Raw genomic sequence first — 19,132 nt, 5'->3', positions numbered from 1 at the left:
AATTTTATAGTGAATCACTCCTTTAGTCCGGATGTGTTAAAGTAAATCAATGCTCACCACGGTCACTTAATGGATATTGATTTAATCGATTTTCCACATCTCCTGCACGGATTGATTCTCCAGTATACCCCATCTCTGTTCCCTCATAAGAAGAATCAGACTGGTTTTTCGCATATTCATCGTAAATTGTGCCGTAATTTTTATCCACATATAGGAGAATGCCTCCGCTTTTCACTTCATTATAATAGCGATGCGAATCCTCATCTGTAAATCCCATTTGGCTAAAAGCAGCACGGACAGGCTCATCCCCTGTTAGGAACGCCTTAAATTTGTCTAACCAGTTGTCTCCAACCGATTCTAGCTCCACATCTGTTTGTCCGCGAACGATCGAAAGCGATTCCTTGTTATTTGTTACGACATAAATATCGTCTTCAACGTAACCTTCCAGTTTTAGTTCTCTAATTTTGTCTAGTACTTCCTGTTCTGTTAGAAAAGATCCCACAAATTTTTTATCTGCCATGTTTAGTTCCCTCCTGATTAATAATTTTCTTGTTTTAATTATTCCCCTTTAAAGAACACTTAAAACTTTGTAATGATAATGACGTAATGCATTTTTAAATGAAATAGCTTTTTTGTATGCTATATTGATAAAATTTTGTACTTTTAAAGGTGCATTGAATTGCGGAAAACAGTTGAGCCAGTCGATGATAATGCAAAACACCGTATGTCTTACTAAAGTTATATAGTCATAACTGAAGAAAGAGAATAAAGAATTGAAGTTCAGTCAAGTTTCTCCTTTTTGGAATATCCATAAAGCTACCTGTAAAATTAAGGAATCATTGAAATTCCTAGCATCATACCCCGTCTCATCTAAAATCTTATTCAAACGATAAATTAACGTATTCCTGTGGAGGTACAAATCATCTGCTGTTTTTTGGATATTTAGGTTGTTAACAAAAAAAGCCTCTAGTGTATTTGCTTTGTCTGCATTGAAATTTTTTAATACTCTCTGAGAAAAACGTTTTGCCACAAAATCATCAACCTGATAGATTAATGATTTTGCTTCAATTTGGGCAAATGAAACGATGTCACTCTCTAAATCGCTAATTTTTAAAGTCAACTCGCATTCTTTATAAGATTGGTTGAATTTATCTAGCGTACTAAAAGGAAGACTATATGCCATTCTTGAAATTACATTTAATGATTTAAATAGGTGATTAATAGATTCTATATTAGATTGAATTTCTTTTTCTTCTATGCCAAAAATAGTTATGAAAATCCGGTTAACATTCATAAAACTAACAATTCCGTTTTTGACGCCAATTATTTCTTCTATGTCTTGAATTAATGTTCGGTTTGGCACAGACCTTTCTGTTATCTGAATAATAATTGTCGTGAAGGGTGCCGTAAGATTCAAACCTAGTAAACTAAGACTTTGATCTATACTTCCATTAACCGAAGTATGTCTGTTCAGCAGTTGTTCAATAATAGTTTCTTTAGTTCGTTGTTTCCATTCCATTTGCGAGTCCATAAATTCTTGTCTAATCATCAGTTCAGTAGTCATTTTAACCATTTCTCCAATACTACCCATCTCATTAGGATCCCCAGTTATACCGATAACACCTATGACTTGCTCCAGGAAGACAATTGGCAGATTAATACCAGGTTGGGCACCATCCCAATTTTCTTTTTCATTCATGTGAATAGTAAGTGTTTTTTTGTTTTTTAGAACTTCCATTGCTCCTTTATGAATAGAGCCTATTCTAGATTTATCTTGCGTTGCAATGATCTTACCTTCCATGTTCATGATATTAACGTTGCGATTTAACCTTTTAGAAGTCTCTTTCACAATTTCATTGGCCATTGTTTTGGTTAGCATATGCATAGATTCCCTCATCCTTTAGTCAAAGTAAACAAAAATTAGCAGTTTTATATATATATTTCTGTATGGTACAACTATAGACTAATTGAGTTAAGATTCATATAATTTTGAATACAAGATGTAACCGTTTTCAGGAGGAGAATTTTATGAGAATTATTATTGCCCCAGATTCATTTAAAGGGAGTTTAAGCGCAGTTGAAGCAGCAAGTTCCATAGACAGAGGCATAAAAAAAGTGTTTAGTGATGCTGAAACTATATTACTCCCTGTTGGTGATGGTGGTGAAGGTACAATGGAAACTTTAGTCGCAGCAACAGGGGGGGAAATAAGAAAGGTACTTGTAATTGGGCCTCTAGGCAATCAAATAGAAGCAGCATATGGAGTACTAGGAGACGGAGAAACCTGTGTTATTGAAATGGCTTCTGCATCTGGACTACAGCTAGTACCTGAAGGAGAGCTTTGTCCTCTAGAAGCAACTACGTATGGTACAGGAGAGTTGATCTTACAAGCTCTTAATGATGGTTTCACTACTTTCATTATTGGTTTGGGTGGTTCTGCAACAAATGATGGAGGAAGTGGAATGTTACAGGCACTGGGAATGCATCTTTTGGATGAACAAGGAAATGAGATTAGCTGGGGAGGAGGAGAGTTAAGTAAGGTTAATCGTATTGACATAAATTCTTTTGATAAAAGAATTAGTAAAAGTAGATTTATCATTGCTTCTGACGTTCAAAATCCATTAGTTGGTCTACAAGGAGCTTCTCATGTTTTTGGACCTCAAAAAGGCGCCTCAGTAGAAGAGGTTAATTTCTTGGATAGTAATATGCTTGTTTGGGCGGATGAGATTGCTAAAACCACAGGAATTGAACTTCATAATCAGCCGGGTGCTGGTGCAGCAGGTGGAATAGGAGGAGCATTTCAAGCATTCTTTCCAATTGAGATGAAACGTGGAGTAGATGTAGTACTTGAGTACACTAAACTAGAAGATGAATTGGAAAATGCTGATTTAGTTATTACAGGAGAAGGAAAAGTTGATAGTCAAACAATATTTGGAAAAACTGCGTTAGGAGTCGCTCAACTAGCAAAAAGTAATAATGTTCCAACCATTATTATAGCTGGATCTATAGGGGAGGACATTGAGGCTCTTTATGATCATGGTGTTGTAAGTATAAATAGCATTATAAATAGGCCAATGACGTTAAAAGAAGCAGTTGATAATGCAGAAGGGTTACTAACTTCATGCGCTGAACAAGTTGTTCGATCTTATTTCTATAAAAGTGTAAATGAAAAAGGGAGGTTATTAATTTGAATATTAAAGATACTGTTGAAAAAGTACCAGGTGGCATGATGGTAGTTCCACTTTTATTGGGGGCTACACTTAACACAATTGATCAAATGCACATTCCAGTAGTTATGAACTTTTTAAAAATGTTAGGAACTGCACCAACAGATGCTGGTCACTATGAATTTTTAAGAATTGGTGGATTTTCACAAGAATTATTTAAAGATAGTGCATTAGTTCTTATTGCATTATTCTTATTTTGTGTAGGAAGCCAAATGAATTTAAGAGTAGGCGGAAGAGCGTTGAAAAAGGGAGTACTGTTAACTAGTACAAAATATTTTACTGGACTTGCAGTAGGTATGGCATTCGGATTTATTTTTGATCCTTGGACAGGAATACTAGGACTTTCCACTTTAGCAATTATTGCGGCGATGACTAATAGTAACAGTGGAATGTATGCGGCTTTAACTGGACAGTATGGTAACAGATCAGATGTGGGTGGATTATCAATATTAGCTATTAATGATGGACCTTTCTTGACATTGGTTTCTTTAGGACTTTTAGGGACAACATTACCAATCATTGCTTTTGTCGCAGTGTTATTGCCGATTGGTATTGGAATGCTTTTAGGAAACCTTGATCCCAAAATCCGCGAATTTTTAAAACCGGGCGAGTCGTTAACAATTCCATTTTTTGCATTTGCATTAGGAGCGGGGATGAATTTAGCGAATTTCTTAAATCCTGATGTTTTAGCAGGAGGATTAGTCATTGCTCTTTTAACATTTTTCCTTACGGGTGGGATTGGAATTCTTGTATTTAAACTATCTGGTGAAAAGAGTTATATTGCTCCAATTGCGGAAGCATCAACAGCAGGAAATGCAGTAGCAACACCTGCTGCGGTATTAGCTGCAGCATCAGTAGCATTGGGTACAGGGGCGATGAGCGCAGTGGATTTTGAAATGTTACAAAGTGTTGTTCCGATTGCTACAGCTCAGATTTCTATATCCACAATAACCACCTCTCTACTGTGTCCGCTTGGAGTAATCTTGATGGATAGATATCAAAGAAAAAGAGGGATTATTGGGACTGCAGAAGATATAGAAGTAGGAAATAAGAAAAAAAAGAAAAGTAGTAAAGAGGTATTAAGTAACTAAGACATTGACTTATTAATTACTAAATCACTTATCTCACTAACATTCAGGCTGGATAAGTGATATCTTTAAATAGAATTATAAATTATCAGAAAAGTGGGGTATTCAGAATGATCACAGAATTACTCTATGGAAAAGATGGTATTTCAATAGATTTTCCAGATAACTCTTTTATCATCGAACCTAAAAACTTGCCTACATTAGAGAATGAAAAAGAGGCAGTTAGACGAGCATTAAGAAATCCAATTGGCGCATTGCCGCTAAAGGAATCTGTAAAATCTACAGATACTGTATCTATTGTAATTAGCGATATTACTAGACCTACTCCCAATCATATATTAGTACCATTATTAATTGAGGAATTGAGCCATGTACCTTTGGAGAATTTTGTGATTATCAATGGAACTGGAACGCATCGAGATCAAACAAGAGAAGAGTTTATTCAAATGCTTGGTGAATGGGTTGTTGATAACATCAGAATTATTAATAATAACTGTCATGAAAAAGAGACGCTTGTAAATCTTGGTCATAGCAAATTTGGCTGTGATGTATATTTAAATAAAGAATATGTGGAATCAGATTTTCGTATTGTAACAGGCTTTATTGAACCTCACTTTTTCGCTGGCTTTTCTGGGGGACCCAAAGGAATTATGCCTGGAATCGCCGGAATTGAAACAATTATGACTTTTCATAACGCTAGAATGATAGGTGATCCCCTTGCAACTTGGGGAAATATGATTAATAATCCCGTTCAGGATATGACTCGTGAAATAAATGCCTTATGTAAACCTAATTTCATGCTGAATGTCACGCTCAATCGCGAAAAAGGAATTACGGAAGTTTTTGCAGGAGAGTTATATGAAGCACATGATAAGGGGTGCGAGTTTGCAAAAGAACACACTATGTTCCGTTGTGAGGAGCGTTTTGATGTAGTTATTACTTCAAACTCCGGTTATCCGCTTGACCAAAATCTTTATCAAGCAGTAAAAGGAATGAGTGCAGCGCATAAAATTGTGAAAGAGGGAGGATCTATTATTATTGCATCTGAATGTTCAGATGGACTTCCTGATCATGGAAATTATTCTAAGATTTTTGAAATGGCAGATTCACCACAAGCTTTACTTGATTTGATTAATAATCCTGACTTCAAACTGTTTGACCAATGGCAAGTACAAAAACAAGCGGTAATACAGGTTTGGGCTGAGGTGTATGTATATTCGAAGTTAAAAGATGAACAAGTTTTGGGGACAATGTTGAAACCAACTCATAATATTGAGCAAACACTAGAAGATTTAAAGCAAAAGTATGGTGAAAATATGACAATAGCCATACTTCCACTTGGGCCATTAACTATTCCATATGTCGAGGAACAAGTATTAGCGACTGATATCTAGACTATCTAAACAAAATGAGATGAGGTTGAAAAATGAATAAAACAATAGAGAAAAATGAAAAGCTAGGTGAAATACTATCTAGTATGAATAGAGTTATTGTAGCTTTTTCTGGTGGAGTTGATAGTACATTAGTTTTAAAAAGAGCACAACAAGTGTTAGGAACTTCCAATGTTCTTGCAGTCGTAGTTGGATCTGAGCTATTTCGTAAAGAAGAGTTTGATGGTGCTGTGCAACTAGGGAAAAAAATGGGAGCAGTAGTTCATGAGACTGAAATTAAAGAATTAGAAGAAGAAGAAATTGCAGCGAATACACCTGATAGCTGGTACTATAGCAAGAAATTATTGTATTCACATTTAAACCAACTTGCTAAAAAATTAAATTATGACTATGTTCTAGACGGTATGATAATGGATGATTTATCCGATTTTCGCCCAGGATTAAGAGCGAGAACTGAAGCAGGGGCACGCAGTGTATTGCAGGAAGCTGGTTTCTATAAGCAAGAAGTCCGTGAATTGTCTAAAGAACTTGACCTTCCAGTATGGAATAAACCAGCGTCTTGTAGTCTTGCGTCCAGAATTCCTTATGGAATAAGATTAGATAAACGTAAAATTGAACAAGTGAATCAAGCAGAAAAATTCATTACAGAACTTGGGTTTAACATGGTTCGTGTACGCTATCATGATAATGTTGCTCGTATTGAAGTAAGGCCAGAGGATATTATTGGATTGTTAAAACATAGAGATAGAATCCAGTTAAAATTAACATCACTCGGGTTTAGTTATGTGTCGGTAGATATATTTGGATATCGCACTGGAAGTATGAACGAGGTCTTACCAGCTGATTTATTGAAGGCAGAAGGTAATTAATAAAACTCTACAATGTGTCCAATACTAAGAGAAGTGAATCTTTTCTTTACGCAGATTAGATTCGCTTCTTTATTGGGAATCAAAGTATAAACGTGTAACGTTAATGTAACTATGTTTAAGAAGAAGGTGAAGAAATGGAGAGTTTTGAAGATTTGGGGTTTAGTAAAGTAGATTTTGATAGAGAGAAACGGCAAGGCTTTCCAGAGGTTATTTATGGCGAGGGAAAAACAACCGAGCAAATCAAAATTATCATGTCTAAGTTAATTGAGGAACATGGAAAAGTGATGGTTACAAGAGTTGATAAAGAGAAAGGTCAAGCCCTCATGGAAGTATTCCCTTTAGCTAAATACGATGCCACGAGCCGTATTTTACTATATGGTGCTCCAACACAACAATTTGGTGGTGAGGTTATGGTGTTATGTGCAGGAACCTCAGACCTATTTGTAGCAGAAGAGGCAGCGATTACAGCGACATGGATGGGCTGCAAGGTAAATAGATTATATGACGTTGGAGTCGCTGGTATTGATAGATTACTTGCCTATCGTGACGAAATCCAAAAGGCTAGTGTGCTAATCGTTGTAGCTGGAATGGAAGGTGCACTTCCAAGTGTAGTTGGAGGGTTAGTTCAGAGACCAGTAATAGCGGTACCAACTTCCGTCGGATATGGTGCACATCTTCAAGGGTTAACACCATTACTTGCTATGCTCTCTTCTTGTGCTTCAGGGATGAGTGTGGTGAACATCGATAATGGATTTGGTGCAGGGTACCAAGCTACGCTTATTCTAAAACTTGCTTCAGAGGGGGTAAATAATGAAGTTATTATATCTTGATTGCCAATCGGGAATCTCAGGTGATATGACACTTTCTGCATTGATTGATTTGGGAGCGGATATTAACTATATTAGGAAGCAGTTAGAAGAACTCCCAATTGATCCATTTACGTTAAGTGTAAAACAAGTTGATAAAAGAGGTATTTCTTCAAAACTATTAGACCTACAATTTGATGAAATACCTTTTAAAGAACATTCGCATAGTCAAGAGCATGATCACACACACGAGCACACGCATAATCATGAGCATGGTCACACACACGAGCACACGCATAGTCAAGAGCATGGTCACACACACGAGCACAAGCATAGCCATCAACATGACCATACTCATAGTCACGTACATAGTCATACTCACGATGAACATCACCATCACTCCCATAGAAAAGCTTCCACAATCTTAGACATGATTAAAAATAGTAAACTACCTATTCGAGTGAAAGACAGAAGTTTAGCTGTTTTTCAAGCAATTGCAGAAGCCGAAGGAAAGGTTCATGGGATGGATCCGAACGAGGTGCATTTTCATGAGGTTGGCGCAATGGATTCAATCATCGATATAATTGGTGTTTGTTTAGCACTTGAAAGTTTGAACGTTTCCAAGGTTATGGCATCACCAGTACCGACAGGGCATGGGAAAATAATGATAGCACATGGACTTTATCCAATTCCTGCTCCAGCTACAGCTGAACTATTGAAGGGAGTTCCTTTGGCCGACTTTCATGTTCAGGGAGAGTTAACAACACCCACAGGAGCTGGATTTTTGAAAGCTTTGGCAAGTGAATATACTCACATGCCTCCGTTTGCAATAGAAAATATTGGATATGGAGCAGGAAAAAAAGATTTTGAACATCCAAATGTTTTAAGAGCAATTCTTTTCAATAATATAGAAAATAATGATAGAGAAAAAATAGTGGTTTTAGAATGTCAGCTGGATGATTCAACTGGTGAGGCACTCGGTTATGTGATGGAAAAAATATTGGAACAAGGAGCTTTAGATGTTTATTTTACTCCAGTTTCTATGAAAAAAAGCAGACCAGGTATATTAATTACGATCCTGACAAAAGAGGAAAAAGCATCCGTTTTAGAAGAACTTTTATTACGTGAGACAAGTACATTTGGTGTTAGAAGGTCGGAATGGTCTCGAAGAATATTAACACGAGAGTTTAAAACGATTGAAACGATATACGGAAAAATTGTCGTCAAAATTGGTAGTCTTGAAGGTAAAGTTATAAAGGTTTCCCCTGAATACGAGGATGTAAAACAAGCAGCTCTTCAAAGTAATATGCCATTATTAGATATTTATTTAGCCGCCCAGGAAGCCGCTAAAGAACAATTGTAAATATTAAAAAAGCACTGGGTTACCAGTGCTTTTTTGTAACCCATAATAAGAGTATTAATAGTGGCGTCCATCGTTATTTCGGGGGGGAATAACGATAGTGTCATTTCTAATGTAAAAGAAATTCAACTTACATATGCTTCTGATAATCTGATAATGAGATTTCTGGGTTAAATACAATTTTGAAAGAAACTAATATTGATACCCTGTTATACCAAGAGTTAATGAGGTTTGATGAAAATAATAGACCGATGCTAGGGTAGATATAGCCCAATCATTTGAAATTTCAAAAGCTAAATTAAATTTTTTAGATGAATAATAAATGCTACATGTCCAATTTATATGCAGTACGGGTACGGTTGTTTCTCAGGTAGAGGATTTTCTTCATAGCATTGAAAAATAATATGTATAGGAAATTATTGATTGCCCTTCACCTTATTTCATACTTTAAGGTAAAACATGCTAAAATATATCCTAGCAGCACAAGAAATGAGATACCTAACAGTAATCGAGAAAGGACTATAATATGAATTTTTCGATGAATGAAGCAAAAATAAAGAAATTATGCGGGGTTACAGCTTTTAAAAAAGGTAAATCCTATTATCAAGCGGGAAAAGTACAGGTGCATTCTTTTCAACCAGATGATTCGGTCATAAAAGCCACTGTACATGCAGGCGATGATGTTGAAGTTATGGTAGTAGCAGATTATGATGGGAAGGTTGGAGCTACTTGTACTTGCCCGCCTATAGGATTTGTCAAAACGTACTGTCAGCATATTGCAGCAGTGCTATTTGTAGTAGAAGAAAAGGAAATAGAGGAACGTTTGGCATCAAGAATGCTTGATTTGTTTGAAAATAGATCTGTGCATCCTACAGCGAAGCAACTACATTTTGATAAAAGACAAACGCTACATGTCGAATTTATATGCCGTCCATTACCGTTAATGGAAGGTGAGGACAATGGAATCGGAATTCATTTAAAAGTAGGTTTAAATACTTTGCATAGTATTTTCAACGTGAAGAGTTTTCTTCGTAATATTGAGAAAAAAGAGCCGTTTGAATATGCCCCGGGGCAGTATTATGCACAGGAAATTTATAGCTTCTCAAAAGAAACTGATGCAGTTCTTCAGCTATTGATAAAAGGGCAGCATGAGCAAGTTGTCCAAATAGATACTTTAGTCATTTCAGCATCGGATTGGGATCAGCTACTTCCTTTATTAACAAAAGCACCGTTAGTTCGATTCAAACACGAAGAAAAATTGTACGATGGAGTACAGCTTGGAAAAGATCTGCCTCTTCGTTTTGCCTTTGATGAAACAAAGAAGACCAATTACCAGCTAAATGTGGAGGGACTTGACCGAGTAATTGTTTTCAAAGGATATAGTTTTGCATTTTCAGAAGGAATTCTGTATAAACTTCACCCAGCTGATTGCATTCGACTGGCAGAATTAAAAGAAATGCTCGATCAGTCTGGAAAACATGAATTGGTCATTTCGGAGAGTCAAATAGATCTTTTTATGGAGAAAACTATACCTGGACTTATGAAACTTGGCCATGTACATATAGCAGAATCTATTTCAAAAAGAATCGGTGAAACTCCACTTCGGGTTAAGTTATTTTTAGACCGAGTCAAGCATCGAATACTTGCAGGGCTTGAATTCCATTATGGACATCTTGTTCTCAACCCTTGTGAGGAGTTAGAGTCAGATGTTATGCATTATCCTGGTATTAGACGTCACCTCAATAAGGAACAACAGATTATCGATGTACTATTGGAGAGTGGATTTACTCAAACTCCAGGGGGATTTTACTTATTCGACGAAGAGGCAGAATATCACTTTTTATATCATGTGCTATCTAGCCTGGAAAAGTGGGTTCAAATATATGCCTCGACAGCAGTTAAAATGCGTGTACAAAGAGGATATATTGGTCCGAGGATAAGAGTGGAAGTGAAGGAACGCACAGATTGGTTAGAGTTTAAGTTTGATCTAAAAGAGATTCCAGAGAAGGAAATCCAGCGATTGATGGCTTCCATTGAAGAAAAACGAAAATATTATCGTATTCCTGGTGGTAACTTAGTCTCACTTGAAACACCTGAATACCAAGCTCTATCTAGTTTTATCATCGATATGGGAATTACTACTGATACAATTGAGGATGAAATTCGTATCCCATTAATAAAAGGAATGCAAATGATTGAATCTTTGGATCAAAGTGAACTTGTGGAGCCTGGTCAAAATTTTGCCAAGCTTATGAAAAACTTACACGACCCTGAAAACCTAGAATTAGATGGTTCAACCCCTCTAGATGGGGTACTTAGAGACTATCAAAAAGTAGGATTTCGATGGTTTCAACTACTAGCAAAATATAAATTTGGTGGCATCCTAGCCGATGACATGGGACTTGGTAAAACGCTTCAAAGTATTACATTCATTGAATCTGTACTTCCGGATGTACGTACACGAAATTTACCGGTGTTGATCGTATGCCCTGCCTCGCTCTTATACAATTGGAGGAATGAGCTAAAAAAATTCACGCCACATATTCAAGTCCAAGTGATAGATGGCAACAAAACAAAAAGAAGTGATTTGTGGAAACAGACTTCACATGCTGATGTAATAATTACTTCGTATCCAACGCTTCGAATGGATACAGAACTATACCGAAATCACCTCTTTCATACATTGTTCCTAGACGAAGCGCAGGCATTCAAAAACCCAGGAACTAAAACAGCAAAAGCGGTAAAGATGATCAAAGCAGAATATCGATTTGCCTTAACAGGGACTCCAATCGAGAATGCATTAGACGAGCTTTGGTCAATATTCCATGTAGTGTTTCCAGAACTATTGCCTGGTAGAAGAGCTTTTAGTGAATTAAGCCGTGAAAATATTGCGAAACGGGTAAGACCGTTTATATTGCGTCGGATGAAACAGGACGTGCTTAAGGAATTACCAGAGAAGACAGAAACGATGCTCTATTCCGAATTACAACTGGAACAAAAAACGTTATATGCTGCTTACTTGGCTGAACTTAAACAGGACGCACTGAAGCATTTGAAAAAAGGTAATCTTCAAAGAAACCGCATAAGAATATTGGCCGGATTAACACGACTTCGCCAGCTATGTTGCCATCCAGCCCTTTTCGTAGAAGGGTATAAAGGAAGCTCAGCTAAATTTGAACAGTTGATGGAACTCTTAGAAGAAAGCCGTATATCGGGGAGAAGAGTGCTCATTTTTTCACAGTTTACACAGATGCTAGGTATTATTAGAGGGAGACTTATACGAGAGGGGACCCCTTATTTTTATCTAGACGGTCAAACCTCATCTGAAGAACGAGTAGAATTATGTGATCGCTTTAACAATGGAGAAGAGAATCTATTTCTAATTTCCTTAAAAGCAGGAGGGACTGGGTTGAATCTGACTGGAGCAGATACAGTTATTCTATACGACCTATGGTGGAATCCGGCAGTGGAGCAGCAAGCTGCAGATAGAGCTCACCGGATGGGTCAAGAAAATGAAGTACACGTCATTCGTTTAATAGCAAAGGGCACCATCGAAGAGAAAATTACTCAGCTGCAACATAAAAAGAAAAGCCTTATTGATGAAGTTATTCACTCGGGGCAGGACACATTGTCCACAATGACAGAAGAGGATATAAAAGAAATATTGATGATTGAATAGTTACCTTAAATAGAAGTATGGTTCAAGTTAAGCGTATATCGTTTATCTTGGACTTTTTTTGTTAATGCATATCTATTTGTTCTATTTATATCAGTTTTGATTATAGAATACGTAAATTGTTGAAGTAGGCTAACTTTTTTCAAAAAATATAGTCATGAGTTTCAATGATCCCACTAATTTCACTTTAAATACGCCATTCTAAGTTGTTTATTTTTAAAGCCTAATACAAAGAGGTCATAGTCGGCAACAAAGTCTAGAAAGTCCCTTTAAATGCTTATAGTAAGAAATAAGTAACAAATTTTAATTTGATATCCTCTAAATGGGTTATAGTTACCGTTATATTAAATAGTTATATTGTTGTAAAAGCAACATGAAAAAGGATAAACAAGCCTTTTCTTTTTATTAAAAATCGATGTATTCAAAAAAGTATACAAGTATACAAAAAGAAAACTTAATGTATACAAATTGGTAAACAAGTCTACAAAAATGTGTACATGTTGATATAAAAGGATGTACACAATTTTGTTTACGTGTATACGTAATTGCGTAATGTGTAAACAAAATTAAGTGTAGCGTTTACAATTTGAGTACAACTTTTGGTGGATTGACCGAGCTTTGCCAGTGAGATAATCTGAAAATGATAGAACATATGTATGAAGGGATGATTTGATGAACACTTCAAGAATTTGTGCAATCGATGTAGGAAACGACTCAGTTAAAGCTTTATTTGGAAAGTTAGATTATGAACTAAATATTCCTAATGTAATAGCAGTATCAACAGAGGACAGACCGGTTATAGGTATAGAGGAATTGAATGATAAAGATCCAATTGAAGGGATTCATATTAAAGTACACTCCCCTGCCCTAAACGAAAACAATGTAATTTACCGTGTTGGTAGCTTAGCAACTAAAAGTGATAATGCAACTGAATTAGACCCTGGTAGCAACAAATCAGAGGAAGATCAAACATTAGTTATGTTATTTGCTACTTTAGCTTTAGATGCAGTTAGAGGAGAAAACGCAGAAGTTTTTAAAAAGAATAATAATGTAATTGATGCTAACTATACGCTAGGAACTGGTCTACCACTTCGTGAAGTTAAAGAAGGAAAAGATGTAGGCTATCGCTCGCAGCTATTAGGATCTGTTCACCAAGTTGAATTTTTAGTAACCCCTAAATACCAAGGGTTAAAAGTAAATATTAAGTTCGATGAAGTTAAGATATATCCTGAAGGATTTGCAGCATATATTAACTTAGTAATGGATAATGATTTAAACATTATTAATAGAGATTTAGTAGACAAAAGTATCCTAATTCAAGATATTGGTGGCCTTTCAACTGATGTTGCGGTCATTAAGAATCGTAATGTAGATGACGATAAAGCACAGGGATTCAATTTAGGTGTTTCTGAGGCACTAGAGTCCATTCGAGAAGAAATTAGATTAAAACATGGTGTAGAATTAGATAGCCGAAGAGATGTTGTAGATATTATCACCAGAAAAAATGATCGTAATCATATTATGGTTAATGGTAGCCGTACAAGCGTTCATGATATTACCGATAGAATTCTTCTAGACTTAGCGAAGAAAGAATATCGCCATTTACGTAATGTTTGGCAAAAAAATTCGCAAACAGAGATCTGCTATTTTGTAGGCGGTGGAGCAATCGTATTAAAAGAATATATTAAAACACTAAATAACAACTTAAATGGCTATAATATCGAATTCTTTGAAGATGAAAAAGAGAGCATTTGGATGATGGCAAATGCTTATCACAAATTAATCTCTGATTTTGTTAGAAAGAATAAGAAAGATATAAAAAGCAATGAAGCAACGAAACAAAAAGTAGAAAAATAGGGTGATTTCGTGGAAAAATCAAGGAATTCTGGTATTCAAAGGGGGCAAGCAATTACTTTTCGTCTCCCTTCTGACACTCCTGATCATATTATAAAGCAAATGCAAAAGTTAAAAGAGACTGAAAGAAGAAACTTTTCAAGTAAAATAGCGGAGTTTGTTTTGGAGGGGGTAAGTACCTCCTTATCTAAGGATAGAGAAACTGTCACTATTCCTATGCCGAAACAGTTAAGCAAGGAACAGCGTAACTGGCTCAAACATGCACACTCAGAAGCTATGCTAGGGAATATTGTCTATCAATTGTTATCAGATCCTGTCCGTGCGATGTCTATTCTTGCCTCTCTTAACAGTAATGCCTTAGATATTGACCAAGCCCTACATTTACAAGTTGAGCCAACAGAAAAAGTAGAAGAAGAGTTGAATGTAAATACTAACACTAACATTTCAACTGAATCTGTAGAAAATCAACAAGAGTTTCTTGGTGACGAACTTGAAGATGATTTGATGAACTTTGACTGGGATCAAGTAAAACATGAGCATGCAGCAACAGCAGAAGATTTAGAGGAGAATGTCGAAACTGAGAGTTTAGATGATTTACTTGGAGATTTTCTTTCGAGAATGAATAAATAGTAGTTGTAGAATATGTAGTAGTAATTCCAATTTATTAACTAACATTTTTCATGTTTGTTTCTTACACAAGTAAACGATTAAATCCCAATTATCAATTGATGATTGGGGTTATTAGTTTATTGGAGTTTAGAAATTATAATCTTTCACGTTTATTCAAAGGATCATTGTCTAGTGCGTTTTAGAGTTAACATCTACTAGATTAAAAAGTCGTTATTTCCCAGCTACATCTGTAAAATAACACGTTAATTCAAAAAACATGAATGTTTAAATTTTCATGTTTGTTTTATACACAGGGACACAAAACCCCAAAATAGTATGCACTGTAAAAAGTGCAGCTGTTTTGGGGTTTTTTCTTAGTTTTTAGTATTTTCGTTAGAACCCTCAAACTTAGGAACTAAATCGAAAATTCGTTGGTCTTCAAAAGCATCTATGAGGCGTTCTAGCCAGTTGTAGTAGTCTTTCATGTATTTTAGCTTATCAATATCTATTTGAACCTCTTCACGTAATTCTTCACTTAGGACCGGATTCTGTAATAATTCTTCAAGTTCTGCCAGTGACTTTTTAATTGCCGCCGTATGCAGTGTGACTGATCTTTGCCATTTAATAGAAAACAAATCGATGAAGCTTTGGTGCCAATCATCTGTCACTTTATATAAATCTTTACGGACTCCTTTTTTCCAGGCACGTTCGACTAACTTAAGTTCGGATAGCGCTCGGACAGAAGTGCTCATACTTGTTTTACTCATGCCTAGTTTTTCTGTCATATCATCTAATGTTAATGGTTCATTTTGAAAAAACATTGTTCCGAATTGTCTACCTGCAGAAGGCACCAAGCCGTATAAATGTATGTTTTGGGCAATTGTCTCTATAATTCTCTCCCGTGCTTTATCTATTTTTTCATGGTCCTCCATATACGTTCCCTCCACTGAAATTAGCCTTGTTCACATAATCCAGCTAACTAAATTTAAATGTATTATATCCTTACCCAAAAAGCAATTTTTTTAAATATTTATTGTACAGTTTTTACTGTACAAACAATTAATTTAGTTTAAACTGTTGAAAATTTATGAAGTTCACTCTATAATGAATAGGGTTCGTGTGTTTCGGACGGTAAGGAGTGAAGACATGAGTGAGGAATATATTAATAAAAAAATAGTAGTAAAAGACACTACGAAGATTTTTGGTAAAAGTAGTGGGCGTGCTATACAGTTGCTGAAAGATGGCAAATCTAAAAGTGAAATTTTGCAAGCAACTGGTGCAACGGTTGGTGTAAAACAAGTGTCATTCGATGTTAATGAAGGTGAAATTTTCGTCATAATGGGTTTATCCGGAAGTGGTAAATCTACATTAGTTAGACTGTTAAATAGATTAATAGATCCAACGATGGGACAAATATTACTGGATGGTAAGGACATCGTTCAGATGAATAAAGAACAGCTTCGCGATGTAAGACGGAAGAAAATTGGAATGGTATTTCAAAACTTTGCCCTCTTTCCGCATAAAACAATCGTAGAAAATACTGAGTATGGCTTAGAAATCCAAGGGGTTTCTAAAAAAGAACGAAACGAAAAAGCAATAGAATCATTAAGACTTGTTGGTCTTGCTGGATATGAGGATCAGTATCCTAAACAACTAAGTGGAGGTATGCAACAGCGTGTTGGACTTGCTAGAGCTCTGGCAAATAATCCGGATATATTACTTATGGATGAAGCGTTTAGTGCATTAGATCCCCTTATTCGAAAAGATATGCAAAACGAGTTACTTCAGCTTCATCATGATATGCAAAAAACTATAATTTTTATCACACATGATTTAGATGAAGCTCTTCGCATTGGTGATCGTATAGCACTGATGAAGGACGGAGAAATCGTTCAAATTGGGTCACCTGAGGAAATTCTGATGAGCCCATCCAACGAATATGTTGAACGATTCGTGGAAGATGTCGACTTATCCAAAGTACTAACTGCTGGTCATATCATGAAAAAAGCCGATACGGTAAAAGTTGACCGCGGTCCTCGAGTAGCACTTCGATTGATGAAACAATTAGGTATTTCTTCTATATATGTAGTAGATAATGCGAATCGCTTATTAGGAGCTGTAACAGCACAGGATACTGTAGAAGCAATCGAATCAGAGAAGTCGCTAAATGATGTCATTATTTCCGACCTTCCGATGATCTCACCGGATACGGTTCTCACGGAGTTATTTGATGTAGTATCAACCGCAAGCATTCCTGTGGCAGTTATCAATGAGGAACAAAAGCTGCAAGGGATTATTATACGTGGTGCACTTATCGGTGCATTATCTGGTGATAATGAATTTATAAATAAAGATGGAACGATGGATTCCGAAGAGCAACCGATTACGGAGGTGGTTTAAGATGGATGAACTATTACCTCGCCTCCCTTTTGCAGATTGGATTGACACTGGAGTTGATTGGTTAGTAGATACGTTTGGGAATGGCCTAGACGGATTTGCTGATGTATTAGAAGGTGTAGTAGAAGGCTCAGTAGATATATTGGACATGGTTCCTTCTATATTACTAGCTTTCATCTTTGCTTTAATAGCTGGGCTAATTTCTACGAGAAAGATCGCTTTCTTTTCTCTAATTGGTCTACTATTCATCGATTATTTAGGATATTGGTATCCGATGCTTCAAATGTTAACGCTAGTATTGACTTCGGTTATCTTCGCGTTAGTGATTGGTATTCCTATAGGGATTCTTAGTTCACAAAAAGCGGGTGTTCGAAAGGTAGTAAATCCAATATTGGATTTAATGCAAACAATGCCTGCGTTTGTATATTTAATACCAGCGATTTTCTTTTTCAACATTGGCGTTGTACCGGGAGTTGTAGCATCGGTAATTTTTGCTATGCCTCCTACAATTCGTTTAACGATGTTAGGGATTCAGCAAGTACCAAAAGATCTAATAGAAGCAACAGAAGCATTTGGTTCAACGACGTGGCAGCGGTTGTTTAAAGTACAAATTCCACTAGCGAAACCCACTATTATGGCTGGAGTGAACCAAAGTATTATGTTATCTCTATCGATGGTAGTAATTGCTTCGATGGTAGGAGCACCAGGGCTTGGTGAAGAGGTTTACCGCTCTGTTACTCAATTGAAAACTGGAGTTGGCGTAGAAACGGGACTATCTATCGTAATCGTAGCTATAATTTTGGATAGAATCACACAATACGCTGGAAATAGAAAGAAAAAACTAGGGGGAAATACATTATGACATTAGCAAAAAAAATAACAGGTCTTGGAGCAGTTGCATTACTTTCATTGGGGTTAGCAGCATGTGGTGATACAGAAGAGACAAATGATTCAACATCTAAGGAATCAAATACAAGTTCAGTTGGAGAGTCACTTAACTACAAAATTACGGGCATCGATCCTGGAGCTGGAATTATGGAAGCAACAGAACGAGCTATTACAGATTATGAATTAGATGAGTGGGACCTTGTAAGTGGTTCAAGTGCTGCAATGACAGCATCTTTAAAGAAAGCATATGATTCGGAAGAGCCAATTGTCGTAACAGGTTGGACTCCTCACTGGAAATTTGCTGAATATGATTTGAAATATCTTGAAGATCCAAAAGGTTCATATGGTGGGGAAGAAGAAATTCACACGATTGGTCGTACTGGATTACAAGAAGAAATGCCAGAAGCTCATCAAGTCCTTTCCAATTTCAACTGGTCAGAGGATGATATGGGTGAAGTTATGATTGCTATTAAAGACGGTGAAAAACCAGAAGTAGCTGCACAAGCTTGGGTAGATTCAAATCCCGAGAAAGTTGCAGCATGGACGGATGGTATTGAAAAAGTCGACGGCGACAAAATCAAACTTGCATACGTGGCATGGGATAGTGAAATTGCCAGTACAAACGTTATGAGCATAGTATTAGCGGGCCTAGGATATGACGTAACAATGCTTCAAGTGGAAGCAGGTCCAATGTGGACAGCCATTGCAGACGGTAGTGCAGACGCATCTCTTGCTGGATGGTTACCATTAACACATGCTACGTATGCTGAAAAATTCGATGGTAAATTTGAAGACCTTGGCACAAGCATGACAGGTGTGAAAATTGGCTTAGTTGTTCCAGCATATATGGACATCACATCTATTGAAGATTTGAAAAAATAATAAATATAAACGAAACCCCTGGAGCAAGTAAAACTTGTTCTGGGGTTTTTTCGATTTGTCCCTGTGTTGAACATTCAGGTTAATTCA

At 36.4% G+C, this 19,132-nt stretch carries 15 protein-coding genes; 12 read left to right on the top strand and 3 right to left on the bottom strand.

The features are described from left to right. Window positions 1–46: 46 nt before the first annotated feature. Together MKY37_RS08875 and MKY37_RS08870 are read right to left on the bottom strand one after the other, a co-directional pair. The gene (locus MKY37_RS08875) at window positions 47–520 is read right to left on the bottom strand and encodes a general stress protein (RefSeq protein ID WP_340776104.1); all 474 of its coding nucleotides are present in this window, start codon (window positions 518–520) and stop codon (window positions 47–49) included. 264 nt (window positions 521–784) lie between these two features. Continuing rightward, window positions 785–1,885, bottom strand: a complete 1,101-nt coding sequence (locus MKY37_RS08870) for a CdaR family transcriptional regulator (RefSeq protein WP_340776101.1) — start codon at window positions 1,883–1,885, stop codon at window positions 785–787. Window positions 1,886–2,028: 143 nt separating this feature from the next. Between MKY37_RS08870 and MKY37_RS08865 the strand changes: the two genes are divergently transcribed. The 9 genes from MKY37_RS08865 (at window position 2,029) to MKY37_RS08825 (ending at window position 14,899) form a co-directional block, all read left to right on the top strand. After that, window positions 2,029–3,189, top strand: coding sequence for a glycerate kinase (locus tag MKY37_RS08865; RefSeq protein WP_340776099.1), 1,161 nt, complete (start codon window positions 2,029–2,031; stop codon window positions 3,187–3,189). Then, window positions 3,186–4,316 carry a 2-keto-3-deoxygluconate permease gene (locus MKY37_RS08860; protein ID WP_340776097.1) on the top strand — a complete coding sequence of 377 codons (1,131 nt, stop codon included), beginning with the start codon at window positions 3,186–3,188 and terminating at the stop codon, window positions 4,314–4,316. The genes MKY37_RS08865 and MKY37_RS08860 overlap by 4 nt, the downstream gene beginning before the upstream one ends. Before the next feature lie 107 nt (window positions 4,317–4,423). After that, window positions 4,424–5,707, top strand: coding sequence for a nickel-dependent lactate racemase (gene larA / locus MKY37_RS08855; RefSeq protein ID WP_340776095.1), 1,284 nt, complete (start codon window positions 4,424–4,426; stop codon window positions 5,705–5,707). Window positions 5,708–5,739: 32 nt separating this feature from the next. Next, window positions 5,740–6,573 carry an ATP-dependent sacrificial sulfur transferase LarE gene (gene larE / locus MKY37_RS08850; RefSeq protein WP_340776093.1) on the top strand — a complete coding sequence of 278 codons (834 nt, stop codon included), beginning with the start codon at window positions 5,740–5,742 and terminating at the stop codon, window positions 6,571–6,573. 134 nt (window positions 6,574–6,707) lie between these two features. After that, a complete protein-coding gene (gene larB / locus MKY37_RS08845; protein ID WP_340776091.1) occupies window positions 6,708–7,403 on the top strand; it encodes a nickel pincer cofactor biosynthesis protein LarB in 696 nt (231 codons plus the stop codon). Further along, complete coding sequence (gene larC, locus MKY37_RS08840; protein ID WP_340776089.1) at window positions 7,384–8,742, top strand: nickel pincer cofactor biosynthesis protein LarC; 1,359 nt, start codon at window positions 7,384–7,386, stop codon at window positions 8,740–8,742. Before larB ends, larC begins: the two co-directional genes overlap by 20 nt. Window positions 8,743–9,265: 523 nt before the next feature. Next, window positions 9,266–12,418, top strand: a complete 3,153-nt coding sequence (locus MKY37_RS08835; RefSeq protein WP_340776087.1) for a DEAD/DEAH box helicase — start codon at window positions 9,266–9,268, stop codon at window positions 12,416–12,418. A 669-nt stretch (window positions 12,419–13,087) separates the two neighbouring features. Continuing rightward, complete coding sequence (locus MKY37_RS08830; protein ID WP_211892642.1) at window positions 13,088–14,272, top strand: ParM/StbA family protein; 1,185 nt, start codon at window positions 13,088–13,090, stop codon at window positions 14,270–14,272. A gap of 9 nt (window positions 14,273–14,281) precedes the next feature. Further along, window positions 14,282–14,899 (top strand): hypothetical protein, encoded by a 618-nt coding sequence (locus MKY37_RS08825; RefSeq protein ID WP_340776081.1) that lies wholly within the window; start codon window positions 14,282–14,284, stop codon window positions 14,897–14,899. Between the two features lie 353 nt (window positions 14,900–15,252). Here MKY37_RS08825 and MKY37_RS08820 read toward each other — a convergent pair whose 3' ends face one another. Next, window positions 15,253–15,810 carry a GbsR/MarR family transcriptional regulator gene (locus MKY37_RS08820; protein ID WP_340776079.1) on the bottom strand — a complete coding sequence of 186 codons (558 nt, stop codon included), beginning with the start codon at window positions 15,808–15,810 and terminating at the stop codon, window positions 15,253–15,255. A 214-nt stretch (window positions 15,811–16,024) separates the two neighbouring features. Between MKY37_RS08820 and MKY37_RS08815 the strand changes: the two genes are divergently transcribed. From MKY37_RS08815 to MKY37_RS08805, 3 genes are read left to right on the top strand one after another with little or no spacing between them, the layout of a single operon-like run. Further along, window positions 16,025–17,278 (top strand): quaternary amine ABC transporter ATP-binding protein, encoded by a 1,254-nt coding sequence (locus tag MKY37_RS08815; protein WP_340776077.1) that lies wholly within the window; start codon window positions 16,025–16,027, stop codon window positions 17,276–17,278. A 1-nt stretch (window position 17,279) separates the two neighbouring features. Continuing rightward, window positions 17,280–18,137 (top strand): ABC transporter permease, encoded by an 858-nt coding sequence (locus tag MKY37_RS08810; RefSeq protein WP_340776076.1) that lies wholly within the window; start codon window positions 17,280–17,282, stop codon window positions 18,135–18,137. Beyond that, a complete protein-coding gene (locus MKY37_RS08805; protein WP_340776074.1) occupies window positions 18,134–19,045 on the top strand; it encodes a glycine betaine ABC transporter substrate-binding protein in 912 nt (303 codons plus the stop codon). Before MKY37_RS08810 ends, MKY37_RS08805 begins: the two co-directional genes overlap by 4 nt. Window positions 19,046–19,132 lie beyond the last annotated feature (87 nt).

Origin of the sequence: Psychrobacillus sp. FSL K6-2836, from assembly GCF_038003085.1 — a bacterium.
GTDB lineage: Bacteria > Bacillota > Bacilli > Bacillales_A > Planococcaceae > Psychrobacillus.
Note: the sequence above shows the minus strand (reverse complement) of the source record. Positions and strands in the feature narration are given on the sequence as shown.

Coding starts and splice junctions, on each gene's coding strand:
- MKY37_RS08875 (WP_340776104.1), bottom strand. CDS start 520: ATGGCAGATAAAAAATTTGTGGGATCTTTTCTAACAGAACAGGAAGTA.
- MKY37_RS08870 (WP_340776101.1), bottom strand. CDS start 1,885: ATGCATATGCTAACCAAAACAATGGCCAATGAAATTGTGAAAGAGACT.
- MKY37_RS08865 (WP_340776099.1), top strand. CDS start 2,029: ATGAGAATTATTATTGCCCCAGATTCATTTAAAGGGAGTTTAAGCGCA.
- larA (WP_340776095.1), top strand. CDS start 4,424: ATGATCACAGAATTACTCTATGGAAAAGATGGTATTTCAATAGATTTT.
- larE (WP_340776093.1), top strand. CDS start 5,740: ATGAATAAAACAATAGAGAAAAATGAAAAGCTAGGTGAAATACTATCT.
- larB (WP_340776091.1), top strand. CDS start 6,708: ATGGAGAGTTTTGAAGATTTGGGGTTTAGTAAAGTAGATTTTGATAGA.
- larC (WP_340776089.1), top strand. CDS start 7,384: ATGAAGTTATTATATCTTGATTGCCAATCGGGAATCTCAGGTGATATG.
- MKY37_RS08835 (WP_340776087.1), top strand. CDS start 9,266: ATGAATTTTTCGATGAATGAAGCAAAAATAAAGAAATTATGCGGGGTT.
- MKY37_RS08830 (WP_211892642.1), top strand. CDS start 13,088: ATGAACACTTCAAGAATTTGTGCAATCGATGTAGGAAACGACTCAGTT.
- MKY37_RS08820 (WP_340776079.1), bottom strand. CDS start 15,810: ATGGAGGACCATGAAAAAATAGATAAAGCACGGGAGAGAATTATAGAG.
- MKY37_RS08815 (WP_340776077.1), top strand. CDS start 16,025: ATGAGTGAGGAATATATTAATAAAAAAATAGTAGTAAAAGACACTACG.
- MKY37_RS08810 (WP_340776076.1), top strand. CDS start 17,280: ATGGATGAACTATTACCTCGCCTCCCTTTTGCAGATTGGATTGACACT.
- MKY37_RS08805 (WP_340776074.1), top strand. CDS start 18,134: ATGACATTAGCAAAAAAAATAACAGGTCTTGGAGCAGTTGCATTACTT.